General features: G+C 70.7%; 25 protein-coding genes. 4 read left to right on the top strand and 21 right to left on the bottom strand.

Annotated features, from left to right (window positions below; genetic code table 11):
* Nucleotides 1-20 precede the first annotated feature (20 nt).
* The 11 genes from AACG61_RS19910 to AACG61_RS19860 all read right to left on the bottom strand — a co-directional run bounded on the left by AACG61_RS19910 (nt 21) and on the right by AACG61_RS19860 (nt 9298).
* Complete coding sequence (locus AACG61_RS19910; RefSeq protein WP_411840495.1) at nt 21-827, bottom strand: ABC transporter permease; 807 nt, start codon at nt 825-827, stop codon at nt 21-23.
* Between the two features lie 4 nt (nt 828-831).
* Nucleotides 832-2175, bottom strand: coding sequence for an LLM class flavin-dependent oxidoreductase (locus AACG61_RS19905; RefSeq protein WP_411840494.1), 1344 nt, complete (start codon nt 2173-2175; stop codon nt 832-834).
* 226 nt (nt 2176-2401) lie between these two features.
* The gene (locus tag AACG61_RS19900; protein WP_411840493.1) at nt 2402-3121 is read right to left on the bottom strand and encodes a sulfate/molybdate ABC transporter ATP-binding protein; all 720 of its coding nucleotides are present in this window, start codon (nt 3119-3121) and stop codon (nt 2402-2404) included.
* 13 nt (nt 3122-3134) lie between these two features.
* Nucleotides 3135-3995 carry a sulfate ABC transporter permease subunit CysW gene (gene cysW / locus AACG61_RS19895; RefSeq protein ID WP_411840492.1) on the bottom strand — a complete coding sequence of 287 codons (861 nt, stop codon included), beginning with the start codon at nt 3993-3995 and terminating at the stop codon, nt 3135-3137.
* On the bottom strand, nt 3988-4827 hold the full coding sequence (cysT, locus tag AACG61_RS19890) for a sulfate ABC transporter permease subunit CysT (RefSeq protein WP_411840491.1): 840 nt from the start codon (nt 4825-4827) through the stop codon (nt 3988-3990). Before cysT ends, cysW begins: the two co-directional genes overlap by 8 nt.
* Entirely contained in the window at nt 4824-5798 is a 975-nt protein-coding gene (locus AACG61_RS19885) for a sulfate ABC transporter substrate-binding protein (protein ID WP_411840490.1), read from the bottom strand. The genes cysT and AACG61_RS19885 overlap by 4 nt, the downstream gene beginning before the upstream one ends.
* Before the next feature lie 75 nt (nt 5799-5873).
* Nucleotides 5874-6023, bottom strand: coding sequence for a hypothetical protein (locus tag AACG61_RS19880; protein ID WP_411840489.1), 150 nt, complete (start codon nt 6021-6023; stop codon nt 5874-5876).
* Nucleotides 6024-6055: 32 nt separating this feature from the next.
* On the bottom strand, nt 6056-6310 hold the full coding sequence (locus AACG61_RS19875) for a hypothetical protein (RefSeq protein WP_411840488.1): 255 nt from the start codon (nt 6308-6310) through the stop codon (nt 6056-6058).
* A 115-nt stretch (nt 6311-6425) separates the two neighbouring features.
* Nucleotides 6426-6725 (bottom strand): hypothetical protein, encoded by a 300-nt coding sequence (locus tag AACG61_RS19870; protein WP_411840487.1) that lies wholly within the window; start codon nt 6723-6725, stop codon nt 6426-6428.
* A gap of 64 nt (nt 6726-6789) precedes the next feature.
* The gene (locus AACG61_RS19865; protein WP_411840486.1) at nt 6790-7911 is read right to left on the bottom strand and encodes a ParB/RepB/Spo0J family partition protein; all 1122 of its coding nucleotides are present in this window, start codon (nt 7909-7911) and stop codon (nt 6790-6792) included.
* Nucleotides 7904-9298 (bottom strand): AAA family ATPase, encoded by a 1395-nt coding sequence (locus AACG61_RS19860; RefSeq protein WP_411840485.1) that lies wholly within the window; start codon nt 9296-9298, stop codon nt 7904-7906. Before AACG61_RS19860 ends, AACG61_RS19865 begins: the two co-directional genes overlap by 8 nt.
* Before the next feature lie 531 nt (nt 9299-9829).
* Here AACG61_RS19860 and AACG61_RS19855 point away from each other — a divergent pair.
* The 3 genes from AACG61_RS19855 to AACG61_RS19845 all read left to right on the top strand — a co-directional run bounded on the left by AACG61_RS19855 (nt 9830) and on the right by AACG61_RS19845 (nt 13816).
* Complete coding sequence (locus AACG61_RS19855; protein ID WP_411840484.1) at nt 9830-11005, top strand: replication initiation protein; 1176 nt, start codon at nt 9830-9832, stop codon at nt 11003-11005.
* An 84-nt stretch (nt 11006-11089) separates the two neighbouring features.
* On the top strand, nt 11090-12169 hold the full coding sequence (locus AACG61_RS19850) for a sensor histidine kinase (RefSeq protein ID WP_411840483.1): 1080 nt from the start codon (nt 11090-11092) through the stop codon (nt 12167-12169).
* Between the two features lie 36 nt (nt 12170-12205).
* Entirely contained in the window at nt 12206-13816 is a 1611-nt protein-coding gene (locus tag AACG61_RS19845; RefSeq protein ID WP_411840482.1) for an FAD/NAD(P)-binding protein, read from the top strand.
* On the opposite strand, the gene AACG61_RS19840 is transcribed toward AACG61_RS19845, so the two are convergent.
* Genes AACG61_RS19840 through AACG61_RS19820 form a run of 5 tightly spaced genes read right to left on the bottom strand, consistent with a single transcriptional unit; the run spans nt 13813 to nt 20001 of the window.
* The gene (locus AACG61_RS19840) at nt 13813-14838 is read right to left on the bottom strand and encodes an HlyD family secretion protein (RefSeq protein WP_411840481.1); all 1026 of its coding nucleotides are present in this window, start codon (nt 14836-14838) and stop codon (nt 13813-13815) included. The two genes, AACG61_RS19845 and AACG61_RS19840, sit on opposite strands and share 4 nt — an antisense overlap.
* The gene (locus AACG61_RS19835) at nt 14835-16460 is read right to left on the bottom strand and encodes an MFS transporter (protein ID WP_411840480.1); all 1626 of its coding nucleotides are present in this window, start codon (nt 16458-16460) and stop codon (nt 14835-14837) included. Before AACG61_RS19835 ends, AACG61_RS19840 begins: the two co-directional genes overlap by 4 nt.
* Nucleotides 16457-16972, bottom strand: coding sequence for a MarR family winged helix-turn-helix transcriptional regulator (locus AACG61_RS19830; protein ID WP_411840479.1), 516 nt, complete (start codon nt 16970-16972; stop codon nt 16457-16459). Before AACG61_RS19830 ends, AACG61_RS19835 begins: the two co-directional genes overlap by 4 nt.
* Before the next feature lie 54 nt (nt 16973-17026).
* A complete protein-coding gene (locus tag AACG61_RS19825; protein WP_411840478.1) occupies nt 17027-18334 on the bottom strand; it encodes a sigma-54-dependent transcriptional regulator in 1308 nt (435 codons plus the stop codon).
* Entirely contained in the window at nt 18331-20001 is a 1671-nt protein-coding gene (locus tag AACG61_RS19820) for an ATP-binding protein (RefSeq protein WP_411840477.1), read from the bottom strand. The genes AACG61_RS19825 and AACG61_RS19820 overlap by 4 nt, the downstream gene beginning before the upstream one ends.
* 197 nt (nt 20002-20198) lie before the next feature.
* Between AACG61_RS19820 and AACG61_RS19815 the strand changes: the two genes are divergently transcribed.
* The gene (locus AACG61_RS19815) at nt 20199-21566 is read left to right on the top strand and encodes a dicarboxylate/amino acid:cation symporter (protein ID WP_411840476.1); all 1368 of its coding nucleotides are present in this window, start codon (nt 20199-20201) and stop codon (nt 21564-21566) included.
* 55 nt (nt 21567-21621) lie between these two features.
* On the opposite strand, the gene AACG61_RS19810 is transcribed toward AACG61_RS19815, so the two are convergent.
* Genes AACG61_RS19810 through AACG61_RS19790 form a run of 5 tightly spaced genes read right to left on the bottom strand, consistent with a single transcriptional unit; the run spans nt 21622 to nt 25880 of the window.
* Nucleotides 21622-22599: a quinone oxidoreductase family protein gene (locus AACG61_RS19810; RefSeq protein ID WP_411840475.1), complete on the bottom strand. Its 978-nt coding sequence runs from the start codon at nt 22597-22599 to the stop codon at nt 21622-21624.
* Nucleotides 22600-22607: 8 nt separating this feature from the next.
* Nucleotides 22608-23363, bottom strand: coding sequence for an SDR family NAD(P)-dependent oxidoreductase (locus tag AACG61_RS19805; protein ID WP_411840474.1), 756 nt, complete (start codon nt 23361-23363; stop codon nt 22608-22610).
* Nucleotides 23360-23671, bottom strand: coding sequence for a hypothetical protein (locus AACG61_RS19800; protein ID WP_411840473.1), 312 nt, complete (start codon nt 23669-23671; stop codon nt 23360-23362). Before AACG61_RS19800 ends, AACG61_RS19805 begins: the two co-directional genes overlap by 4 nt.
* A complete protein-coding gene (locus AACG61_RS19795; RefSeq protein ID WP_411840472.1) occupies nt 23668-24675 on the bottom strand; it encodes a phosphotransferase family protein in 1008 nt (335 codons plus the stop codon). Before AACG61_RS19795 ends, AACG61_RS19800 begins: the two co-directional genes overlap by 4 nt.
* The gene (locus AACG61_RS19790; RefSeq protein ID WP_411840503.1) at nt 24672-25880 is read right to left on the bottom strand and encodes an acyl-CoA dehydrogenase family protein; all 1209 of its coding nucleotides are present in this window, start codon (nt 25878-25880) and stop codon (nt 24672-24674) included. Before AACG61_RS19790 ends, AACG61_RS19795 begins: the two co-directional genes overlap by 4 nt.
* Nucleotides 25881-25929: the final 49 nt, after the last annotated feature.

The raw sequence follows: 25929 nt of genomic DNA, 5'->3' as shown, positions 1-25929 counted from the left end.
TTTGTGAAGAATGGGAGGAATCAGTCCTGCGACCAGCGGCACAGGCGCTGCTGCAGCAGGACCAGGATGCCGTTGGCGGCCAGACCCAGGCCCGCCATCAGGAAGATGGCCGCGAACATCAGCGGGATCTGAAAGTTGTACTGGGCATTCATGACCTGGAACCCGATGCCCTTGTTCGCGCCGATCATCTCGGCCGCGATCAGCAGCAGCAGCGCGGTCGTCGCCGAGAGGCGCAGGCCCACGAAGATGGCGGGCACGGATGCGGGCAGGATCACCCGGCGGAACACCTGCAGGCGGGTCGCGCCATAGCTCTCGGCCATCTCGACCAGCTTGCGGTCCACCTGCTTCACGCCGCCGATGGTCGCCAGCAGGATCGGGAACAGCGTCGCCCAGAAGATCACGAAGACCTTGGAGGTCTCGCCCAGCCCCATCAGCAGGATGAACACCGGATAAAGCGCCAGCGCCGAGGTCTGGCGGAAGATCTGCAGGATCGGGTCCAGCGCGCGTTCGACCGCGCGCAGCTGCCCCATCAGCAGGCCCAGGGGGATGCCCAGACAGACGGCGGCCCCGAAGGCCAGGCCGGCGCGCTGCAGGCTGATCGCGATGTCGTCCAGCAGCGCGCCGCTGGCAAGGCCCGTCCACAGCGCGGCCGCTATGCGGTCCAGCGGCGGGAACACCGCCGGGCTGACCCATCCGGCCTTGCCCGCGACCTGCCACAGCGCCAGGAAGGCGATGACCAGCCCATAGCGGGACAGGAAGGCCCGGACCGGCGGCGCGGGGATCGCGCGGGACCGGCGGGCGGGGGTGTCGAGGTTCTGGAGCGTCATGGCGTCACTCCGCGGCCTGGGCGGCCGCACGGGCGGCGGCGTGGCGGTTCACCGGGAAGGGCAGGCCCAGGTTCTCGCGCAGGGTCCGGCCCTCATAGGCGGTGCGGAACAGCCCGCGCCGCTGCAGCTCCGGGACGACCAGATCGACGAAATCGGTCAGGCCGGTGGGCAGCCAGGGCGGCAGGATGTTGAACCCGTCGGCGGCACCCCCGGTGAACCACTCCTCCAGCATGTCGGCCACCTGGATGGCGCTGCCCACGATGGTGTAATGACCGCGCGCCGAGGCGACCCATTCGTAAAGCTGCCGGATGGAGTAGCCGTTCTCGTCGGCGATCTGGCGGATCAGGGCCTGGCGCGACTTCATCCCTTCGGTGGGCGGCGCGGGCGGCAGGGGGCCGTCGATGTCATATCCGGTCAGGTCCAGCGTGCCGCCGGTCAGCCCATTGAGCAGCGCGATGCCCTCCTCGGGCAGGATCAGGGCGGTCAGGCGGTCGTATTTCTCGCGCGCCTCGGCCTCGGTCCGGCCAACGAAGGGCGAGACGCCCGGCATGATCAGCACATGGTCCGGGTCGCGCCCCTGCCCCGCCACCCGCGCCTTGATGTCGGCATAGAACGCCTGCGCGGTGCCGATGCGCGAATGGGCGGTGAAGATCACCTCCGCCGTGGCGGCGGCCAGCGCCCGGCCATCCTCGGACTGGCCGGCCTGCACGATGACCGGATGCCCCTGCGGGGAGCGCGCGACGTTCAGCGGTCCTTCGACCTTGAAATGCGCGCCCCGGTGGTCGGCGCGGTGCAGCCTGGTGCGGTCGATGAAGGCGCCGCTGTCCTTGTCGCGGATGAAGGCGTCATCCTCGAAGCTGTCCCACAGCTTGCGCACCACCGCCACATGCTCGGCCGCGCGCTGATAGCGATGCGCATGGGGATGCTGGCGGTCCAGGTTGAAGTTGCGCGCCGAGGATTCCGTCGCGGTCGTCACCACGTTCCACCCCGCGCGCCCGCCCGAGATCACGTCCAGCGAGGCGAATTTGCGCGCCGTATTGTAGGGCTCCTCATAGGTGGTGGAGGCGGTGGCGATGAAACCCAGATGCGTGGTCTGCGTGGACAGCGCCGCGAACAGCGTCAGCGGCTCAAGCCCCGCGACGCGGGCCGCGCCGCCTTCGGTCGTGGTGACGGACAGCCCGTCAGCCAGGAAATACGCGTCGAAGAGGCCCCGTTCGGCCTCGCGCGCCAGATCGACGTGGAACTGCAGGTCGACGGCGCCATCGGCGGGCTGGTCGGGATGGCGCCAGCTGGCGATATGCTGGCCGCCGCCGGGAAGGAAGGCGCCAAGGCGGATCTTGCGGGTCATGTCGGTCCCCTCTGGAATGCGTCGGTCTAATACACGACTTGGACAGTCGTTTATTACCGCGCCCCGCCCGCCCGGGCGATTCCAAAGGCCGGCCCGATCCTGGAAGATCGCATTGGCCGCAGCCCGCCCGCGCAGGAGATTTATCCCCCCCTGCCCTGCCCCCTGACGACGACGGGCCGGAAGCGGCGTGCTTCCGGCCCGTCGGGCGGTCTGTCTGCGCGCCCTGTCAGGCGGCGATGAAGTCGCGCACGAAATCGGTGGCCGGCCGGGCGCGGATGTCGGCGGGCTTGCCGATCTGCTCGATCCGGCCCATCGACATGACCACGACCAGATCGGCCAGCGCCATCGCCTCGTCCTGGTCATGGGTCACGAAGACCGAGGTCAGCCCGGTCTCGTCATGGATGTCGCGCAGGCCCTGGCGCAACTCCTTGCGGACCTTGGCGTCCAGCGCGCCGAAGGGCTCGTCCAGAAGCAGCATCCGCGGCTCGATCGCCAAGGCGCGGGCCAGGGCCACGCGCTGGCGCTGCCCGCCCGACAGCTGCGTCGGATAGCGCGAGGCGATCTGCGGCAGCTGGATCAGGTCCAGAAGCTTCAGGACCCGACGCTCGATCTCGGCCTTGGGGGGGCGGCTGGCGCGGGGCCGGGCGCGCAGGCCATAGGCGATGTTCTCGAAGACGGTCATGTGGCGGAACAGGGCATAGGACTGGAACACGAAGCCCGCGCGGCGCTCCTGCACCGACAGGCCGGTGGCGTCCTGGCCGTTGAACAGCACCCGCCCCGAGGTCGGGAATTCCAGCCCGCCCAGGATGCGCAGGAGCGTGGTCTTGCCCGAACCCGACGGCCCCAGCAGCGCCACCAGCGCCCCCGAGGGGATGGACAGCGACACCGGATGCAGCGCGGTGGTGGCCCCGAATTCCTTGGCGATCTCGTCGATCTGGATATGCATGGGTTGTCCTTCCCTAATGGCGGCGGGTGGCCGACAGCGCGTCGGCATGGCGCAGTTCCAGCGCGGTCTTCAGCAGCAGCGTCAAGAGCGCCAGCCCCGTCAGCGTCGCCGCCATCGAGAAGGCCGCGACCGACAGGTATTCGTTGTAGAACATCTCGATGGTGATCGGCATGGTCGCGGTCTGGCCGCGAATCTTGCCCGAGACGACGGCCACGGCGCCGAACTCGCCCATCGCGCGGGCGGTGCAGAGCAGCGTGCCGTAGAGGAGCGCCCACCGGATGTTGGGCAGCGTCACCGTGAGGAACACCCGCCAGCCCGAGGCGCCAAGCGTTAGCGCGGCCTCCTCCTCGGCGCGGCCCTGCTCGATCATCACGGGGATCAGCTCGCGCGCGACGAAGGGAAAGGTCACGAAGACCGTGGCCAGCACGATGCCCGGCACCGCAAAGACGATCGGGTATCCGCTGGCCACCAGCCAGCCGCCGATGGCCGAATTCGCCCCGAACAGCAGCACGATGCACAGGCCCGCCACGACCGGGCTGACGCTGAAGGGCAGGTCGATCAGCGTGATCAGGAAGGCCTTGCCGCGAAAGTCGAACTTGGTGATGAACCAGGCGGCCGCGATGCCGAAGACCGCGTTCAGCGGCACGGCGATGGCGGTGATCAGCAGCGTCAGGCGGATCGCGGCCTGCGCGTCGCGGCTGGCCAGGCTTTCCACCGCGGCGGCCCAGCCCCGCGACAGGGCCTCGGCGAAGACCGCGACCAGCGGCGCCCCGACCAGAAGGAGAAGCCCCCCCACGGCGACGGCGATCAGCGCCCACCGGGCCAGGGGGGACTCCTCGGTCGCGCGGCGGAAGGCGTGGGTGGCGTCAGACATGACCGATCCTCCGGCGTGACCAGATCTGGATGAGGTTGATCGCCAGCAGCATGGCGAAGCTGATGGCCAGCATCGCCAGGCCGATCGCGGCGGCGGCGCCGTAATTGTATTCCTCCAGCTGGATCACGATCAGCAGGGGGGCGATCTCGGTGCGCAGCGGGATGTTGCCCGCGATGAAGATGACCGATCCGTATTCGCCGACCGCACGCGCCAGCGACAGCGCGAAGCCGGTCAGCGCGGCGGGCATCAGCATCGGCGCGATCACGTGGCGCAGGGTGTGCCAGCGCGACGCGCCAAGGGTGGCCGACGCCTCCTCGACCTCGGTCTCGATCTCCTCGATCACCGGCTGGACGGTGCGGGTCACGAAGGGCAGGCCCACGAAGACCAGGGCCAGCCAGATCCCCCATTGCGTATAGGCGATGCGCCAGCCCAGATCACCGGCCAGGCTGCCCAGCACCCCGTTCGGCGCGTAAAGCGCGGTCAGCGCGATGCCCGCCACGGCGGTGGGCAGGGCAAACGGCAGATCGACCGCGGCATCGACGATGCGCCGCCCCGGAAAGCGGTAGCGGACCAGAACCCAGGCCAGGATCACGCCGAAGACCAGGTTGAAGCAGGCCGCCAGGAAGGACAGCCGGAAGGACAGCCACAGCGCCGCCCAGACCCGCTCGCGGTTGATCGTGTCCCAGATGGCGGCCGGCCCGAACTGGGCGCCCTTCCACAGCAGCGCGCCGATGGGCAGGAACACCACCAGCGTCAGCATGAACAGGGTGATCCCGGCCGAAAGGCCGAGACCGGGCATCGCCGTGCGGCTGACGAGGGGCCTGCCGCTCATTTGGCCACATAGATCTGGTCGAAGATGCCGCCGTCGCCGAAATGCTCGGGCTGCAGCTTGGCCCAACCGCCCATCTCGTCGATGGTGACCAGCTCCAGCTCGGGGAAGCGGGCGACATCCTCGGGGTCGGCGGCGCTGTCGTCCCAAGCCCGATAGAAGTGCTTGAAGGCCAGCGCCTGCCCTTCCGGCGAATAGAGGTACTCCAGATAGGCCGTGGCCAGCGCGCGCTGCGCGTCATCGGCGATGTTGCCATCGACCAGCGCGACGGGCGGCTCGGCCAGGATCGACAGGCTGGGCACCACGATGTCGAACTGATCCTCGCCCAGCTCCTCCAGCGCCAGATAGGCCTCGTTCTCCCAGGCCAGCAGCACGTCGCCGATGCCGCGCTGCGCGAAGGTCGTGGTCGCGCCCCGCGCGCCCGTGTCCAGGACCGGGACATTGGCGAAGATCTGGCCCAGGAACTCGACCGGATCGCGGCCGTTCTTCTCGGCCCAGGCCCAGGCCGCCAGATAGTTCCAGCGCGCCCCGCCGCTGGTCTTGGGGTTGGGCGTGATGACCTCGACGCCCTCGGCCGTCAGGTCGCCCCAATCGCGGATGCCCTTGGGGTTGCCATCGCGTACCAGGAACACGATGGTCGAGGTATAGGGGCTGGAATTGTGCGGCAGCCGCGTCTGCCAGTCCTCTGGCAGCTTGCCCGTCGCCGCGATCTGGTCGATGTCCGAGGCCAAGGCCAGCGTCACCACCTGCGCCGCCAGCCCGTCGATGACGGAGCGCGCCTGCGCGCCCGAGCCGCCATGGCTGGTCTCGATCTGCGGGGCCGGGTTGCCCTCGGCCTCCCAATGGGCGGCAAAGGCCTCGTTGAACTCGCGATACAGCTCGCGCGTGGGGTCATAGCTGACGTTCAGCAGGCTCTGGGCCTGGGCCGCGGGCGCCAGCAGCACCAGCGCAAGGGCAAGGGGGCGAAGAAACATCGGGGTCCTCGTGACGTGGGTCGTGATGGGGTCGTGATGGGCTGGCGCGGCCCCGCCGGTGGCGGGGCGGCAGGGTCAGATGCCGGTGGGCGTCAGGCGGCCGATGGGCCAGCCGGTCAGCGTGCCGCGCCCGGTCTGGATGGTGACGCGCCCGTCGGGGGCGGTGGCGACCTTGGGGCCCTGCGCCGAGGAGCGGGTGCCGGTCGAGATGGTGACGATCTGCATGGGTCGGTCCTTTCGGGTGATGGGGCCGCGCGTCAGCGCGACAGGGCGTTCAGGGGCTGGATGCGGGTCGACCAGATCAGCGGGTCGCGCCCGTTCAGCAGGTCGGCCGAGGCCGCATGCGGATCACGGCTCAGCGCCACCAGGGCGGCGCCGTTCACGCGATGCGGGCGTCCGGTGCGCCGGTCGATCAGCGTGACCGCGCAGAGCGTCGGGCGGGGCTCGGTCAGGGCGTGGGTCGAGGTCATCGGATCTTCCCTTTCGTTGCAGGCCGCATGCGGCGTTTCCATTCCTTAATAACGACCGAGAAAGTCGTGTTTAGCAACAGAATAAAAACGCCTATTTTGGTCGTGAAAAGAGATTATTCTTCTCCCTGCATCCTATCCCACTGTTATCGTTTTGTTATTACTCCGAATCGCCCACGCGCCGACCAATCGGGAACATGTCCTCACCGTAATGGTGCAAGCGGATATGGTGCCTGCGACACAGCCAGCGCACCTCCAGCGGCCGGTCATAGCGGTCGTGATGCGCGTCCACACCGGCGGCCCCGCAGACCTCGCAGGGCTGCCGGACCAGCGCGCCCGAGGCGAGCGCCTTCTGCACCTCCAGATGGGCGCTGTATTTCAGCGGATTGGCCCGCCGCCAGCCCGCCTGGCGCGTGTCGCTGGTCAGGCGCGGGCGGGCCGGGCTGTCGTCGTCGTCCATGGTCGTCCCTTCCCTTTCCGCGGGGCGGTCAGGCCCCCTGCCCCGCGGTTTCGCGGCGAAACCGTCAGCGCTCCAGCAGCGCGCGGATCTCCAGCATCAGGCTGTCCATCAGGTCCGCGGTCAGCACGTCCCCCTCCAGCCGCAGCAGATGGCCGCGCCCGTCCGAGGACCGCCGGATGGTCACCCCGCTGGAGGTCCGCAGCGTCTGGTCGTCGATCCAGCCAGGGATCGGCGCCTGAACCGAGGGGGCACGCTTGGGCCGCCCGCCGCGGGCCGGGTCGCGAATGCCCTGCTCCTCGCGGCGGATCACCGGCTCGATGACTGCCCATTCGGCCTCGGCATCCGGGGGGCTCGCATGAGACAGGGCCTGACGCAGCTGCGCCTCGGCCCCCTGCCGCAGGGCCGTGGCCAGCTGCAACCCGCGCCGCTCGGTCAGCTGTTCGGGGAATTCCAGCATGTCGCCCAGCTCCTCGAAGATCAGCGCGAACGAGCGGATCTTGGAACGCTTGGCCTTGGACCCGCTGGCGAAGAGCCGGTCCACCGCATCCTCGGTATTGGCGAAGGCGCCGTGATTGGCGGCGATGACCGCGATGCGGCCCCGCTCGAAATGGCTGAGGTTCTCACGGACCTCGTTCTCCTCGATCATCGACACGAACGCGCCGCCCGCTTCCTCGCGCGGGCGGACGATGGCGCGGATCGTGCGATAGCGGTCCTGACCCGTCAACTCCAGCAGCGCCCGCGTCGCCAGCAGCCGGCGATAGCCCGACAGCAGGCCGTGGGTATGACCCTCCCTGCCCTCGCCCTCCAGCGCGAAGACCTCGATCGGCAGCCGCAGCCCATGCGCCGCGATCGACTGGCGCAGCTCCATCATCTCGGCCTCGCCCATGGTCATCCGGTCGCGGATCATCGCATCCGCGTCGATGGCCGCCACCGGCAGCTCGACCATCAGCAGTCCGGCCTGACGCGCCTCCTCCAGCCGCGCGGCATCAGCCTCGGCGCGCGCACGCGCGGCGCGTGCATCGCCGCCCTCGGTCTGGACATGGGCCGCGCTGTCGGCCGCGACCTGAGCGATAGGCGCCACCCCCCGAGCGGCACCGGTCCGGTCGAAGGTTTCGCTGCGAAACTGCGCCTCGATCCGGTCCAGATCATCGGTGCTGGGGGTCTCCAGCCGCCTGCGCTTAACCATATCCGGGCTCCTCTGCGTCCTGCTCTGCCATCTGAAGGTCGCGCCACCATGCGCCCAGGATCAGCTCCTTGACTTCGGCCCAGGTGCGGTCGAAGGTCTCGCGACCGCGGACATAGGTGTCGCGGTTGAACTCGCGGTAATCGGCCTCGTAGATGCCGTTCACCTGCTCTCCGGCCTGGCCGACCATGGCGGTCAGCTCCTGGCGGTAGGTGGTCATGAAGTCGCCGAAATAGGCTTGGATCACGTTGGCCAGATCGGTCTGCTGACCGGCCTCGAACCGGGTGATGATCGCGCGGACCGCGTCCCATTCAAAGCGCATCTCGGGCAGGCCGTCGCGGCGGCGGGCGCTGTTCTCTCCGTCCTCAACGCTGGCGAAGGTCGAATAGAGCATGTCGAAGAAGCGTCCCGTCGAGTCGAACTCCAGGAAGGTCGCGCCCAGGGGCACCAGCAGGATGTCCGCCGCGGCCAGCGCGTTGATGGTCAGGTAGCCCAGGGCCGGGGGCGTGTCGATGATGACGATGTCGTAGTCGTCCAGCACCCCGTCGCGCGCGAGCCCGTTCGACAGCGCGTCCCAAAGCGGCCAGCCGCGCACGCCCATGCGCCAGACCGGCACCTGGAACTCGGCCCAGTAGAGGTTCAGCTGCGCACCCAGCAGGTCGATGTTGGGCCAATGCGTCTTCTGGATCACGTCGCGGGCACCGATGCCCAGGGCCTCGGTCAGGGTCTCGTCGAAGGGCAGGGCAGGGCGCCCGGACGCCTCGCGGACCCGGTTCTCGTCCTGGAGCGCCAGTGCATAGTCGCGGGCCAGCAGCGGGAAGGCGGTGGACCATTCGTCGCTGACCTGCCCGCCCATGATGGAGGTCATGCTGCCTTGGCTGTCCAGGTCGATGACCAGCACCTTGTAGCCGTCGAGCGCCGCGGACATGGCCAGATGCGCGGCGGTGGAGGTCTTGCCCACGCCGCCCTTGAAGTTCGCGACCGCCAGAACCTTGGCCGGCAGGCCCTCGGGGCGCCAGGGGCGGTATTCGCGATCGGCCGCGCCCTCCTGGGCGAAGTGGTCGCGCAGGCGCAGCACGTCCTCCAGCGTGAACCATTTCGAATTGCCCTCGCCCACGCCCTGCGGCAGGTCGGGATGCTTGCGCAGGACCCGGCGGAAATGGGCGGTCGCGACCGGGATCAGGTAGCGGCACACCTCCCAGGTCGAGAAGCGGCGCAGGCGCTTACGGCCGTCCGGGGCATAGCCGCGTTCCGCCAGATCCTGCCGACCGCGGGCCGCGAAGGCGGCGGCCTTGGCGAATCGGGCGGTGCCGATCGGCTCGGACAGGCGGCGCGCGGCGCGGGCGGGGTCGATGTTGAAATAGGGGGGAAGAGGCTCTTTGCCTGACATCTCGTTCCTGCTGCGATGTATCGATTGGGGACGCGTCCCGTCCCAACTATCGCACATGCAAGGCCGTATGGGAATCGCGAAGGCCGGTTTCGCGGCGAAACCTTCACCCATTCCATCGAAAATCCCGCATCAAAGCTTGTAAGTCGTATAAGGATTTTAGAGTCTTTAGACTGAAAAAGAATAACTATATCAATATGATGCCGCCCGTCCGGGACCCGTCTGCGGGACGAAGGGTGCCCCGATCCGGGACGGAAGGTGCCCGGATGCGGGGGCAGGGGGGCCGATTCTCGGGAAGAGGGGTTCCCATCGTCGGGATCGGGGGCCGAAGGCGCGGAGATGGGCCGAAACCGGACCCGAAGCGACTCGACGGTCCCGGAAACGGGCACCCTTCCGGAGGCCCACGGCCGCATGGGTGCCCGTTTCCGGGACGCGCCGCGGCCGTCCGATGGTGCCTGCAACGCGCTTGTGAACGGGTGCCTTTTGGGGCAGCATGGGGCAGGAGAGAGCGCAGCAGAGGCGCCGGGCAGGACCATGGACGACATTCCCCGCGATCAGCTGTCGGGCGCGCTGCGCCGCGGTGCGGTCAAGAAGCATGTGGCCGCGATCCATGTCTCGGGCAAGCTGACGCTGCTGCAGCGCAAGCTGTCCAATGTGCTGCTGCTGAACGCCTATGACACGCTGACCACGCGCCCCAGCCACCAGATCGACGCGCGCACCCTGTGCCTGATGATCGGCTACAACAGCAACGACATGGACACGCTGAAGCAGTCGCTGCGCGGCCTGGTCGAGACGGTCGCGGAATGGGACATGCTGGACGAGAAGGGCCGCCAGGAATGGGGGGTCTCCAGCCTGCTGAGCTATGCCAAGCTGAAGGCGGGCGTTTGCGAATACGCCTATTCCCCGGCCCTGGCCGAGAAGCTGCACGACCCCAAGGTCTTTGCGCTGATCAACCTGAACATGCAGCGGCGCTTCACCTCGGGGCATGCGCTGGCGCTCTATGAGAACTGCTATCGATTCGTGCGGACCGGATCGACGGGCTGGTGGGACCTGGACCTGTTCCGCCGCCTGATGGGGGTCGAGGGGTCGGCCTATTACGAGGTCTTCAAGCAGCTGAACGCCAAGATCATCAAGCCGGCCGTGGCCGAGGTGAACCGCACCAGCAACATCATCCTGACCCCCGACATCCGCAAGCAGGGGCGCGCCGTCACGCAGATCCGCTTCCTGATCCGCGAGAACCCGCAGCTGGCCATCCTGGACATGGATGACGGGGAGGGCGCGCGCCACGGCGCGGTCTATGCGCGGCTGCGCGAGCTGGGCGTGGGCGACCGCCTGGCGCGGCAATGGCTGGCCGCCCACGGCGAGGCGCAGGTCGCGGCCAAGCTGGATTACGTCGAGGGGCGGCGCAACGTGGTCAGCAAGGTCGGCTATCTGAGCGCCGCGCTGGAGGGGCGGTTCGAGACGCCTGACCCGGCCCCGGCCGAACCCGCGCTGAGCCCGCAGGCCGAACGGCTGCGCCGCATCCAGGAGGTGATCCGCGCCCGCACCCCCACGCAGCGCGACGCCGACCGCCGCTTGTTCGTCAGCCAGCTGACCGACCGCGCCGCCCGCGCCGATTTCGAGCGGCACGGCTGGATGTCGCCGCTGAACGCCGCCCGCATCGCCGCCTTCTGGCAGGAGATGTCACCGGGCCTGTTCGGTGACGACTGAGGTGACGCGGGGGCAGGGCGTTCCCCCCGGCATCATTCCTGCTAGGGTTCAGTCGCCCGAATCATCGGGCGCGCAGGGGGGATCATGACAGGCCGCAGATCTATCCTTGCCGCGCGGCTGCGCAACCGGCTGATGCGCGGGCTGGAGACGGCCCTGCTGTCGCGCCGGTCGCTGCGCCACGAGATCGTCTTCGCCACGCTGGCCGTGGTCGTGTCGGCCGCGCTGCGATTCGCGCTGGACGACGTGCTGCCGCCGGGCTTTCCCTTCCTGACCTTCTTTCCGGCGGTCATGCTGACGCTGGTCTTCTCTTCGCTGCGATCCGGGCTGGTGGTGGGGGCGGTGTGCGGCGTCATTGCGTGGTATGCCTTCGTCCTGCCCCTGAACAGCCTGGCGCTGACGCCGGGGGCGATCCTGGCCCTGGGCTTCTATCTGCTGATCATCGGCACGGATGTGCTGTTCCTGACCGCCGCGAAGCAGGCGCTGCGCAAGCGGCAGGCGGCCGAGCAGCGCGCCACCGCGCTGGCCCATGCGCGCAGCCTGATGTTCTCGGAGCTGCAGCACCGGATCTCGAACAACCTCTCGACCGTGGCGGCGCTGCTGCGGCTGCAGGGGCAGGCGGTGGCCGACGAGACCGCGCGCCAGGCGCTGGTCGCCGCGCAGACGCGCATCCGATCCATCTCGATGCTGCAGCGGCGGCTGCATTCGCCCGACATGCAGGTGCTGGACGGCGCGGAATACCTGTCGGCAGTGCTGCGCGACGTGGTCGAGGTCACCGGCGCGGGCAATGTGGACCTGCAGGTGCGTGCCGATCCGGTGGGCCTGCCGCATGACACGGCCGTGCCCCTGGGCCTGATCGCCAGTGAGCTGGCCATGAACGCGATCGAGCATGGCCCTTCGGCCGACGGGCAGGTGCATATCGCGGTGACCCTGGCCGCCGACGCGCCCGACCGCGCGGGCGCCACCACCGCACGGCTGGAGATCGCGGACCGCGGGCCGGGCCTGCCGCAGGGCTTCTCGCTGGAGCGGACGGACAGCCTGGGGCTGATCGTCGCGCGCCAGTTCGCGACCGCGCTGGACGGGGTGCTGGATCTGGTGACCGGCCCGCGGGGCGGGGCCGTCGCGCGGCTGAACTTTCGCATCCCGCCGGCGGCGCCTGATATATGATGCCGGAACGTCCGCCCGCACGACGCGTTAGGCGGCATGGACAGCACATCCCCGCGCATCGCGATCGTCGGAACCGGCCCTACCGGCATCTATACCCTGCAATCCCTGCTGGCCGCCGGCACGCCCCTGTCGGTGACCCTGTTCGAGAAGGCGCCGGTGGCAGGGCAGGGGATGCCCTATTCCCCGAAAAGCGCCACCCGCATGATGCTGGCCAACATCGCCAGCATCGAGATTCCCCCGGTGGGTCCGACCTATCTGGATTGGCTGCGCGCGCAGCCCGATGCGCGGCTGGCCGAATTCGGGCTGGAGCGCGCGGCGCTGGACCGGCGCAGCTTCACGCCGCGGCTGCTGCTGGGGGCCTATTACCGCGAGGGGCTGGCGGGGCTGGTGCGCGAGGGGCGCGCGGCGGGCCATGACATCCGCCTGCGCGAGGGGGCCGCGATGCGCGACGTGACCGCCGCGCCCGAGGGCCTGTCGGTCGTCACCGATGCGGGGTCCGAAGGGCCGTTCGACCGGGTGATCGTCGCGACCGGCCACCGCTTTCCGGGGGCCGACAAGGCCAGCGACAGCTTCTTTCCCAGCCCCTGGTCGGGCCTGATCGAGGCCGAGATCCCGCCCGCACGGGTCGGCGTCATGGGCACGTCCCTGAGCGCGATCGACGCGGCCATGGCCGTCGCCTGCCAGCACGGCCGTTTTCACGACGAGGGCGACGACGCCGAGCCCCTGATCTTCGAGCGCGCCCCCGAGGCGCGCGATCTGCGCATCGTGCTGATGTCGCGCAGCGGCATCCTGCCCGAGGCGGATTTCTACTGCCCGATCCCCTATCTGCCGCTGGCGGTGGCGACGCCGCAGGCCATGGCCGCGCGGATCGCCGCGGGCGAGGGGCTGGACGGGGTCTTCGCGCTGATGCGGGCCGAGATCATGCAGGCCGATCCGGCCTGGGCGCTGCGCATGGGTCTGGGCGGGCTGGATGCGGACGGCTTTGCCGAGGCCTATTTCGCGGCCCGGAACGCGGCCTGCCCCTTCCGGTGGGCGCGCGACAACCTGGCCGAGGTGGTCCGCAACCACCGCGACCGCGTCACGGTCGGCTGGCGCTATGCGCTGCTGCGGATGCACGAGGCGGTGGAGGAGGTCATCCCGGACCTGTCCGAGGAGGACCGGGCGCGCTTCGATGCGGGGCTGCGCAAGGTCTTCGTCGACAACTATTCCGCGGTGCCGCCCGAATCGATCCGCCGCCTGCTGGCGCTGCGCGATGCGGGGGTGCTGTCGCTGCTGACCCTGGGCGACGATTACGACCTGCGCCGCGACGTGGAGACGACCCGCATCGTGGTGGACGGACGCGAGGAGGCCTTCGACGTCTTCATCGACGCGCGCGGGCAGAAGGCCATGGACAGCGCCGACCTGCCCTGGCCCACGCTGCGCGCCGAACTGGTCGCGCGCGGGCAGGAGATCCCCGAGATCGGGCAGGATTACAGCCTGCTGGATGCGGGACCCTTCACGGGGCGGCTGTGCCTGGTGGCGCTGCCCTGGCTGATGCATGACCGGCCCTTCGTGCAGGGCATCACCGCCTGCGCCGAGATCGCGGGTGCGGTGGCCGCCGGCATCGCGGGGCGACGGCGGCGGCACCGGGTGCAGGACGCGGGTTAGGGCGTCGCGCGCACCACGACCGACATGCCCGCGGTCAGCCCGGTCACGTCCTGGCCGGGGTCGATGGCGATGCGCACCGGCAGGCGCTGCGCGATCTTGGTGAAGTTCCCCGAGGTCGTCCCGCCCGCCATCAGGCTGTATTCCGACGCGGTCGCGGGCGAGAGGGCCTGCACGGTGCCGGTGAACTCGGCGCCGGGCAGCGCGTCCACGGTGAAGGCCACCGCCGCGCCGGGCTGAAGCCCGGCCAGCGCGGTCTCGCGGAAGTTGGCGACCACCCACAGATCGGTGCCGACATGGGGCACCAGCGCGGTCCCCGGCGTCACATACTGTCCCACATGGACCGAGACCTGGCCCAGGCTGCCATCGGCGGGGGCGCGGATGACGGTGTTCTGCACGTCGATCCGGGCCAGCTCGACCGCGGCCTCGGCGGCGGTGATGTCGGCGTTGCGGGCGTCCAGCGCGACGCGGGCCGAGTTCAGCGCCTCGGTCTGGACCTCCAGCTTGGCGGCGGCCTGGGTGCGGGCGGCCTGCGCCTGCTGCAGGGCCAGCTGCACCTGATCGGTCGAGGATTGCGATGTCACCCCCCGCGTCAGCAGCTGATCGGCACGGTCGGCCTGCGACTGCGCCGTCTCCAGCCCCGAGACCGCGGCGTCCAGCCCGGCCCGGTCGGCGCGCAAGCCGGCCTCTGCGGAGAGCACGTCCTGTTCGGCGACCTTCAGCGCGGCCTGGGCGCCCGACAGCTGCGCCTCGGCCTGGGCCAGGCGCTGGCGGGGGATGCGGTCGTCGATGCGGGTGATGACCTGGCCCGCGGTGACGGCCTGGTAATCGTCCACCTCGACCGCGGTGACGCTGCCCGACAGCTGCGGGGCCAGCATCGTGACCTCGCCGCGCAGATAGGCGTTCTCGGTCCGCGGCGCGGCATCCGAGAAGGGCGGCAGGTGCCAGGCATAGAGGAGGAGCAGCGCCCCCCCCAGGCCCAGGATCAGGGCGATGACGGTGGCAAGACGGTTCTCTTTGGTCATGGTCGGGTTCCGGTATCGGGCGTGGCGGCGGCCCTTGGGGCCAGCGCGTCGCGCAGCAGGTGAAGCATCAGCAGGGCCGCCGCCAGAAGCGCGGCCACGGCGGTCAGGGCATAGATGTCGTTATAGGCGCTGACCCAGGCCTGGGCGCTGGCGCGGGCGGCCAGTTCGGACCCGGCCTGGCCCATGCGGGCGGCGGCGTCGGGGGTCTGGGCGGCCAACTGGGCCGCGCGGCCCGCCAGCGCGCGGGCGGTGATCGGGTCGGCGGCCGAGAGATGGGCCGACAGCTCCTGCAGGTGGGCGGCCTGACGCCAGGTGGTCAGCGTCGTGAACAGCCCCGAGCCCAGCACCCCGCCCAGGCTCTGGGTCGAGATGAAGACGATCACGAAGGACAGGATGTATTGCGGCCCCCGCGACAGCGCGGCGATCAGCCCGGTCATCATCGCGGGCGGCATGAACAGCATCGCGGCAAAGCCGATGAGCGCCTGGCTGACGATCATCTGCGCGGGCCGGGTGTCCATGCTTGCGCCGGCATCCAGCGCCGCGCCCGCCGCGATCATCAGCAGCGCGACCAGGTGGAACCCGGCCACGCGATGCGGCCGCATCCAGGCGATGCAGGCCAGCGCGCCCAGCAGGCTGGCGGTCAGGATGACCGCGAAGAGGCCCGTCATCTGTTCGGGCGCGACGCCCAGCACCTGGAACATGCGCGGGGCGCCTGCGGACTGTTCCGACAGGATCAGCCGGAACAGGAACAGCGTCCCGGTCAGGTGCAGGATCGCGGGGCTGGCCAGCCAGCGGATGTCCAGGAGCGGCGCGCGGCGGTTCAGTTCGACCGCGCCCGCCAGGGCCAGTGCCGCCACCGATCCGGCCAGCGTCCAGCCGATCCAGGCGACGTCGGTCCAGTTGTAGATCGGACCCATCACCCCCGCCACGATCAGCCCGCCGAAGCCCGCGCCGATCAGCAGAAAGCTGACGAAGTCCATCGGCGCGATGACCTTCTGGCGCGGCACGGGGCGCAGCGGCAGCAGGAAGACCAGCATCAGCGAGACCAGTGCCAGGCCCAGCCCGGTCAGATGGACCGCCGCCAGCCCCCCGTCGCCGATCAGCGACGGCCCGACCACGCGGGCCAGCGACGGCCCCGCCATCAGCACGACCAGCGCCAGGGGCAGGCCTAGGACCATCTTGGCCTGCGGCGAGAGCGGCTCCAGCATGTAGAGGAAGGCCAGCGTGGAGAGCGGCGCGGCCGCCATCCCCGCCAGCATCTGCAGGATCAGCGCCGAGCGGAAGTCGACCGTCCAGATCGAGGCCAGCGCCACCGCCGCATAGGCGATGATGCCGATCTCGGCAAAGCGGCGCAGGCCGAACTGGGTGCGGATCTTGATCAGCATCACCGGCAGGGCCGCGCGCGGGATCATGTAGATCGCCAGCAGCCAGGCGGCCGTGGTGGTGGTGATGCCCAGATCGCCCGCGATCTGGGGCAGGCTGGTCGAGACGATCCCCTGCTGAAGGCCCTGCGCCAGCCCGATGACCGTCGCCGCCGCCATGTAGGCCAGCGCCCGCAGGGGCGGCAGCGGCGGATGGGGCGCGGGGGGCGGCGGCGGCGGGGCGGTGTCGGTGTCGGTCATGGCCGGTCGATCCGTTCGATGTTCTGGGCGATGCGTTCCAGCACCGCGGTGGCCTGCGCCTGATCGGCGGGATCGATTCCCTCCAGCAGGTCGCGGCGCAGGCGGTTGGTGAAGTCGATGATAGCACTGTCGCGGCCGCGAGCGGTCAGCATCAGCGCGGTCTTGCGCGCGTCATGCGGATCGGCGCGGCGTTCGACGAAGCCGTCGGCCACCAGCGCGTCGATCTGGCGTTTCAGCGTCGGGGCCTCGATGGCCAGATGCTGCGCCAGTTCGGCCTGGGTGGCGCCGTCGTGGCGCGCCAGCGTCGCCAGCGCACGGGCGCGCGACAGGGTCAGCCCCAGGTCGCGCGCGTGCCGGTCATAGCTGTGGCGCAGCCGCCGCATGACCAGCAGCAGCCGGTCCAGCAGCACGCCGTCGCGCGGCGTGTCGGGGTCGTCGGGAATCGGGCTGTCCTGCGCCATGGGGCGGTGATCCTGCGATGCGGTTGCGGTGATGGTTAGCCAGCTAAGCATCGCGTCGCGGAAGGTCAACCGGCTGAATTGCAGATCGTGCAGATTTTCGGCGGGTCAGTCGCGATAGTCGCCGGGGCGGATGCCGTGGCGGGTCAGCTTGTCATAGAACGTCTTGCGCGGCACCTGCAGCAGCGCCATGGCCCCGGTCGCATTGCCGCCGGTATGGCGCAGCGCCTCGCGGATCAGGCCTGCCTCGTAGGCGGCGACCAGGTCGGGCAGGGCCGGGCGGTCGGTCGCGTCGCCGGGCCCGTCCCAGGGGGTCAGGCCCAGCACATGCGCCTCGGCAAAGGCCTGCAGCTCGCGCAGGTTGCCGGGCCAGCCATGCGCCGCCAGCCGCGCCAGCACCAGGTCGGTCAAGGGCGGCACCTGCCGCGACAGCCGGTCGGCGGCGGCCTGGAGATAGTGGCGGAACAGCGCCGGGATGTCCTCGCGCCGGTCGGCCAGCGGCGGCAGGCGCAGCACCGCGCGCGACAGGCGGAAATAGAGGCCGGGATGCATCGCGGGCTGCGGATCCCCGGTCGCGGTGGCCAGGATCTGGACCGACAGGGGCCGGGGCGCGGCAGCACCCGCAGGCCAGTATTCGCCCGCCTCGACCAGACCCAGCAGGCGGGCCTGCAGCGGGGCGGGCAGGGCGGTCACGTCCTCCAGGCACAGGATGCCGCGATGCGCCTGCTCCAGCAGGCCCGGCCTGCGCGGCCCGCGCGGCGGCTGGCCGCCCAGGAGCAGCGCCTCGAAGCCCGCCTCCTCCACCGCGGCGCAGTCCAGCACCACCAGCGCCCGCGACCGCCGCCCGCCAAGCCGGTGGATCGCGCGGGCCGCGACCGACTTGCCCGCCCCCGACGGGCCCAGGATCAGTGCGTCGCTCTGGGCCTCGGCCAGGCGGTCCAGGCTGTCGCGCAGATGGATCATGGCGGCGCTGTCGCCCGCCAGCGCGGGCTCCGCGCGCGCGGCCTCCTGCCCGGCGCGGCGGGCCAGGCGGCGGTTCTCCAGGACCAGCGCCCGCGCCGACAGCGCCCGGCGGACCGAGGCGGTCAGCCGGTCCGCGGCGACGGGTTTCGTGAGGAAGTCATAGGCCCCCTGATGCAGCGCCGCGACCGCCATGGCCACGTCGCCATGCCCGGTCAGCAGGATCACCGGCAGGTCCGGGTCCAGCCCGCGCAGATGCGCGAACAGCTGCAGCCCGTCCATGCCGGGCATGCGCACGTCCGACAGGACGATCCCCGGATAGTCGCCGTCCAGCCCCGCCAGCGCCGTCGCCGCATCCGCGAAGGGTTCCACCGTCAGCCCGGCCAGGGTCAGGGTCTGGGCCAGGACCTCGCGCAGGTCGGCGTCGTCATCGACAAGGCGCACGAGACCCGTCATGCGGCACGCGGCAGGGTCAGGCGGAAGGCCGCCCCCGCGCTTGGCTCGGGGGGCAGCGCCTCCAGCTCTCCGCCGAAATCGCGGGCGATGTCGCGCGAGATGACCAGCCCCAGCCCCAACCCCTGCGGCTTGTCCGTGGCAAAGGGCGTGAACAGCTGTGCGGCCATCGCCGGGGCCAGGCCCGGACCGTTGTCGCGGATGGTCAGGACGACCCGGTCGGCCTCGGCCCGCACCGAGATGGCGATGCGGGGGTCGGGGCGGCCCTCCTGCGCGTCGTGGGCGTTGGTCAGCAGGTTGACCAGGATCTGCTCCAGCCGCACGGCCTCGGCCCGCACGGCCAGGCCCGGCGGCAGGTCGGGCAGGTCGAAGGCCATCGCGCTGGTGCGCCGCCGGCTGGCCGTGAGCATCAGCGAGGCCTGGATTGCATCGGCCACCGCCACCGCCCCCACCGCCCCCGTGGCCTTGCGCGAGAAGTTGCGCAGTTCGGCGGTGATCTGGCCGATCCGGTCGGTCATGCCGATGATGCGGTCCAGGTTCGCGGCGACCGGCGCGGGGTCGCGGTCCAGCATTGCGCGGCCGTTCTCCGCCAGCAGGCGGATCGTGGCCAGGGGCTGGTTCACCTCATGGGCGAAACCGGCGCTGACCTGGCCGAGGGTGGCCAGCTTGTTGGCCTGCACCAGATCGGACTGCAGCTGCACCAGCCGCTGTTCGGCGGTGCGCCGCTCGCGCATCTCCTCGGAGAGGTCGCGGGTCCGGGCCTCGACCGCGCGTTCCAGGTCGGCGCGATAGGCGGCCTCGGCCCGCGCGCGGCGGGCGGCACGGCGCAGGCGCGCGAGGATCAGCCCGACCCCGACCCCGGCCAGCAGCACCGCCAGCGCCGTGGTCCCGGCGGCCAGCGCCGCGATGCGCCGCGCCTCGGCCACGGGCCGGCGCACCAGCAGCCGCCAGTCGGTGCCGCGCACCGCGGCCCGCGCCTCCAGGCTGCCGCGCGCCTCGGGCAGGGGGCCGAAGCGCAAGGCGGGCTGGCCCGACAGCATCACGCGCCCCTGGGCGTCCAGCACATGGGTCGCGCCGCTGTCGCGCGCCCATGCGGCCTCCAGCGCGTCGAACTCGACCTTGACCACCACCACGCCCAGCACCGCCCCCCCCGCGCGCACGTCATGCGCCAGATAGAGGCCGGGCCGCCCGCTGACCGTGCCAAGCGCGTATTCCTGCCCCGTGCCCTGCGCCATCGCCTGCCGGAAATAGGTGCGGAACCCATAGTCGTGGCCGATGAAGCTGGTCGCCTGCTCCCAGTTCGACGCCGCCACCGCCCGCCCGTCGCGGTTCATCAGATAGATCACGTCGCTTTGCGTTTCCTCCCGCAGCAGGTCCATCTTGGCCGAGACGGCGTGGTCTTGGTCCGCGCCGCCCTGCACCAGAAGGTCGATGACCTGCGCATCGACCGACAGCACGGTCGCCACCGCGCGCTGCCGGTCAAGGATGCTGTCCAGCGTCAGCGCGGCGCTTTCGGCGGCGATCCGGGCATCCTGGTCCAGCTGCGCCAGCATGCGGTCCTGCATGACCCGCCCTGCGCCCCAAGGCAGCGCGATCAGCGCCAGCACCAGCAGCCACAGGGCCGGATGGGGAAGCCGGCGCGATTCGCGGGGCAGGGCGATCTCGGCCATGGCCGTCTCCGGGGTTGTTTCGGTTTCCACACTAGCACGGGGCGACTGTGCGGAAAACCACACGGTTTCGGCACCGGGTCGGGCACAGAAAGCCATGAAATCAACGCATTGCTGCCATGCGCGCGGAAAGCGGGCACTGCTGCCCGATGCGCTATCCTGCGTCACATCACCGTCACATGCCGGTCGGAGGAGACCCGATGCAGTTGAACGCCCCCGCGCATCCCGTTGCGCATGCCCCAAAGCCCTTCTACGCCCACCTTTACGTCCAGGTGATCTTCGCCATCGTCGCCGGTGCGCTGATCGGGCATTTCTATCCCCAGACCGGCGAGGCGCTGAAGCCCCTGGGCGACGCCTTCATCAAGCTGGTAAAGATGATCATCGCGCCGGTCATCTTCCTGACCATCGTCACCGGCCTGGCCGGGATGGGCACGCTGCGCGGCGTGGGGTCGGTCGTGGGCAAGGCCTTCGCCTATTTCCTGACCTTCTCGACGCTGGCGCTGATCGTGGGCCTGATCGTGGCGAACGTCGTGCAGCCGGGTCGCGGCATGAACATCGACGCCTCGACGCTCGATGCCAGCACCGTCACCGGCTATGCCGAGAAGGCGCATGAGACCAGCCTGACCGGCTTCGTCATGGACATCATCCCGACCACGCTGGTCTCGGCCTTCGTCGAGGGCAACATCCTGCAGGTGCTGTTCGTGGCGATCCTGTTCGGCATCGGCATGATCATGGTCGGCGACCGCGCCAAGCCGGTCCTGTCGGTGATGGAATCGGCCAGCTTCGCGATCTTCCGCGTGGTCGACATCCTGATGAAGGCCGCCCCCATCGGCGCCTTCGGGGCCTTCGCCTTCACCATCGGCAAATACGGCATCGGGTCCGTCGTGAACCTGGCGGCGCTGGTCGGCACGTTCTACCTCACCTCGGCGGTGTTCGTCATCGTGGTCCTGGGCACGGTCTGCATGGTCAACGGCTTCTCGATCTTCCGGCTGATCTCGTATCTGAAGGCCGAGATACTGCTGGTGCTGGGCACCTCGTCGTCGGAATCGGCGCTGCCCTCGCTGATGGAGAAGATGGAGAAGGCCGGCTGCGCCCGTCCCGTCGTGGGCCTGGTCGTGCCGACCGGCTACAGCTTCAACCTGGACGGCACCAACATCTACATGACGCTGGCCGCGCTGTTCATCGCCCAGGCCACCAACACCGACCTGTCGCTGCAGCAGCAGGTCCTGCTGCTGCTGGTCGCGATGCTGTCGTCGAAGGGTGCGGCGGGCGTCACCGGCGCGGGCTTCATCACCCTGGCCGCGACCCTGTCGGTCGTGCCGACCGTGCCGGTCGCGGGCATGGCGCTGATCCTGGGCGTGGACCGCTTCATGTCGGAATGCCGTTCGGTCACGAACTTCATCGGCAACGCCGTGGCGACCGTGGTGGTCAGCCGCTGGCAGGGCGCGCTGGACCGCGAGCAGTTCGATGCCGCCCTGGCTGGTCGGCCCGTCGGGCAGCCCGCGCCGGTCTCCGATCTGGCCGCCGCACCGGCGGGTCTGCAGCTGGGTCAGCGCAACGCCGACTGAGGCGCTTGCACCGATGATCGACGGGGGGGCGCCGGGTGGACCGGCGCCCCTTTCGTCATGGGATCAGGACGGTCGCGCCCGTGGTCCGGCGCGCCTCCAGATCGGCATGGGCGCGGGCGGCCTGATCCAGCGGCAGGGTCTGGTGCGGCTCCGAGCGCAGCGTGCCGTCGGCCACCGCGGCGAACAGCTCCGCCGCGCGGCGGCGCAGCTCGGCCGGATCGGCGATGAAGTGGAACAGCGAGGGCCGCGTGGCGCGCGCCGATTTCGGCGCCAGGTCCGAAAAGGCGAAATCGGTGATCGGCCCGGAGGCCTGTCCGAAGCAGACATAGGTCCCCCGCATCGCCAGCGCCTGCATCGAGCCGCGCCAGGTCCGCGCGCCCACCCCGTCATAGACCGCCGCCACGCCGCGCCCCTCGGTCAGGCGCGTGACCTCGGCCGCGAAATCGGCGCTGTCATAGTCGATGACATGGGCATAGCCGTGCCCTGCGGCCAGCGCGCCTTTCTGCGCGCCCCCGGCGGTGCCGATGGCGGTCACGCCCTTGGCGGCCAGCCATTGGCCCAGAAGCAGCCCCACGCCCCCGGCCGCGGCATGAACCAGGACCGTCTCTCCGGCTTGGGCCGGGTGGCAGTCATGGATCAGGTAATGCGCGGTCAGGCCCTTGAGCATCAGGGTGGCGGCGACCGCGTCGCTGACACCGTCGGGGATGGGCACCACCCGGTCGGCGCCGATGAGGCGCACCGAGGCATAGGCGCCCAGGGGCTGGGTATAGGCGACGCGGTCGCCCAGGGCGAGGCCGGTGACGCCCGCGCCCAGGGCCTCGACCACACCCGCGCCCTCGGAGCCCACGATCAGGTCGGCGGGCTGCGGCCAGGGATAGGTGCCGCTGCGGTGATAGGCGTCGATGAAGTTCAGCCCCACCGCGGTCTGGCGCAGGCGGATCTGGCCCGGCCCCGGTTCGGGGGTGGCGATCTCGGTGCGGCGGAACGTCTCGGGGCCGCCGGGGGCGGAGGCGGTGATGGCGTAATCGGACATGGGGGCTCTCACAGCGGGGACAGAAGATGGCCGCCATCGGCGACGATGACCGAGCCTGTCATGAACGATCCGGCATCGGAAGACAGAAGCAGCAGCGGGCCCGAAAGCTCCTCCGCGCGGCCCAAGCGGCGCTGCGGGATGCGGCGGATCTGGGCCTGGCCCGCATCGGTGGCGAAGAAGTCGCGATTCAGGTCGGTCTCGACATAGCCCGGCGCCAGCGCGTTCACGCGGATGCGGTGGCGCGCCCATTCCAGCGCGTGCTGCCGCGTCAGCTGAATCAGCGCGGCCTTGGAGGTGGCATAGGCGGACACCCCCGCCCCCTGCCGCAACCCCAGGATCGAGGCCACGTTGACGATGGCGCCGGGCCGGCCGGTGGCCACCAGCCGCGCGGCCACCGCCACGGCCATCCGCCGCGCCCCGTCCAGGTTCACGCCCATGACGCGCGCCCAGTCCTCATCGCCTTGGTCCAGCGCGGCGCCCGGCGTGGCGATGCCGCTGTTGTTGACCAGCAGGTCGACCGGGGCGCCGGCCCAGGCCTCGGCATCGGCCACGGCGCGGGCGACGCTGCCCAAGTCGGTCACGTCCAGCGCGATAGCATGGGCATGGGGCAGGCTGTCGGCCAGGGCCCGCATCGCATCGACGCGCCGCGCGGCCAGCACGACGCGCGCCCCCGCCCCGGCCAGCGCGCGCGCGAATTCCGCGCCAAGCGCGCCCGAGGCGCCGGTGACCAGGGCGGTGCGCCCATCCAGGCGGAATAGGGTCATGTCGGCTCCTCGATGCTGTCGGGGTCGGCGATCCAGGCGCGCGCCCGTGCGGCGGCCAGCAGGCGCGCGTGCAGCGCCGCGTCGTCGTCATGCGCGCCCGCGCGGATCGCGGCCACGTCGGCGGGCGCGTCCTGCGACGGGTGGCTCAGTTCGCGCCGCGCCATGGCCAGCGCATTCGCGGCCAGAAGCGCGTGATAGCGCGCATCCGGCCCGCCGGGGACGATGTCGCGGCGCAGCGCCGCCTCGGCCTCGGCGATGAGGTCCAGCGCGGGCAGGTCGGGCGCTGGCAGGTCGGGGGCGGGGCTCATGCGGCCTCCGGTGCGGTCATGCGCAGCAGGTCGTGCTCCAGCGTGTCGGCGATGCGCCCCGTCAGCGCCAGATGCAGCGAGCGTTCCGCCCCGCTTGCATGCCGGTCGCCCTGCTGCAGCGCGATCACCGCCCATCGGGCATGGGACATCACCTCCCACCAGCGCACGCGCTCGGGGTCGGGGACGGCGCCCCCGGCCTCGGCATAGCCCGCCAGGACGGCCGCGCGGCTGGCGATGCCGCCGCCCTCCAGGTCGGGGCGCGAGAACCGCCAGCAGCGCGCGCAGAACCAGCCGATGTCGCAGGCCGGGTCCGACCATCCGGCGAATTCCCAGTCCAGCACTGCGGTCAGGCCATGGGCGTCGACGAGGACATTCCCGCTGCGGAAATCCTGATGCGTCAGGGTCACGCGGTCCGGGGGCGGCGCATGGCGTTCGGCCCATCGCAGAGCCCATTCCAGCCCCGGACGGGGCGCGGGGCGCGCATCCAGCCAGGCGCGCAGGCCCGCCACCGCCTGCAGGGCCGGGTCCGCCGGGCGCGGCCCGAGGATGGCCGCCAGCGCGGGGTCGGGGTCGATGGCGTGGATCAGCGCCATCTGGCGGCCCAGTTCGCGCCCCAATGCCTCGCGGTCGCCGCCAAGCGTGGTGTCGCGCACGACCTTGGGGCCGTATCCGATGCCGGCGACCCAGCCCATCGCCGCGAAGGGCGCGCCGATGACCGAGGCGTCGCCGCAGAACCCCAGGGGTTCGGGCACGCGCACGCCCGCGCGATGGGCGGCGGCGATCAGGGCGTATTCCTCGGCCCGGCTGCGGCTGGCGGCGATGGTGGCGGGGGCGTCGCGGCGGATCACCAGGCGGCGGGTGGTGTCGCCCGCCGCGACCGTCACCGCCCAGTTCTCCTGAATGGCGCCGCCCGACAGCTTGTCGGCGGCGGTGACGCGCGCGCCGGGCAGGTCCAGCGCATCGGCCAGCCATCGGTCCAGCGGGGGGTTCTGCAGCAGGCTCATGCGCCCCAGCCCCAGAAACCGTCCCCTTCGTGCGCATAGGCATCGGCCAGCACCATGCGGTGCACCTCGGAGGCGCCGTCGACCAGCCGCGCCTGCCGGGCATAGCGGTAGATCCATTCCAGTACCGTGTCGCGGCTGTATCCCCGCGCGCCGTTCAGCTGGATCGCCACGTCGGCGGCCTGATGCAGCGTGTCCGCGACATGGATCTTGGCCATCGACACCTCCTTGCGGGCATGGCTGCCCTGGTCCAGCGCCCAGGCCGCGTTCATGGTCAGCAGCCGCCCGATCTGGATGTTCAGCGCCACGCCCCCCAGCATCAGCCGCACCGATTCCCGATCCGCCAGGCGGATGCCGAAGCCCTCGCGCGCGTCGACATAGGCCTGCGCCTCGGCCACGCAGCGCTTGGCCAATCCCAGCCAGCGCATGCAATGGGTCAGCCGCGCGGTGCCAAGCCGGATCTGGGTGACCTTCAGCCCGTCGCCCACGCCCATCAGGCGGTTCTCGTCGGGGATCTCCAGCCCGTCGAACTCCAGCTCGCAATGGCCGCCATGCTCCTCGGGGCCCATGATCGCGATGCGGCGCAGAATCCTCCAGCCGGGCTGGTCGCGGTGGAACAGGAAGGCCGTCAGGTGGCGGCGCCGTTCGTCGGGGTTCGGATCGGTGCGCGCGATCAGGATGAAATGCGCCGCCCCCTCGGCCCCGGTGATGAACCACTTTCGGCCCGTGACGCGCCAGACATCGCCATGCCGCACCGCCGTCGTGCCGATCATGCCGGGGTCCGAGCCGCCGCCCGGGGCGGGTTCGGTCATCACGAAGGACGACCGCACCGCGCCCGCGACCAGCGGCGCCAGCCAGCGCGCCTGCTGATCGGGGGTGCCGACGCGGGCCAGGATGTCCATATTCCCGTCATCGGGCGCGGCGCAGTTGAAGACCGCAGGCCCGAAGATCGAGCGGTTCGCCTCCTCATACATCACCGCGCGGCCGGTGACCGACAGGCCCATGCCGCCCAGGGCCTCGGGCACCTGCGGGCACCACAGCCCCGCCGCCCGCGCCCGCGCGCGCAGCGCCTGCAGAGGGCCGTCGGCGATGTTGTCGTGTTCGTCCCAATTGCCGCGGTCGGCCTCGACGGGCAGGATCTCCGCCTCGACGAAATCCCGCGTGCGGCGGCGGATCTCCTCCAGACGGGCGTCCAAGGCAAAATCGATCATTCCCATTCCCTCCGCGCGCCGACCCGTCCGGCCGCGCGCCTCCGGG

Source organism: Paracoccus sp. ME4 (assembly GCF_046736325.1).
Taxonomy (GTDB): domain Bacteria; phylum Pseudomonadota; class Alphaproteobacteria; order Rhodobacterales; family Rhodobacteraceae; genus Paracoccus.
This window is presented reverse-complemented; position numbering and strand designations above follow the sequence as displayed.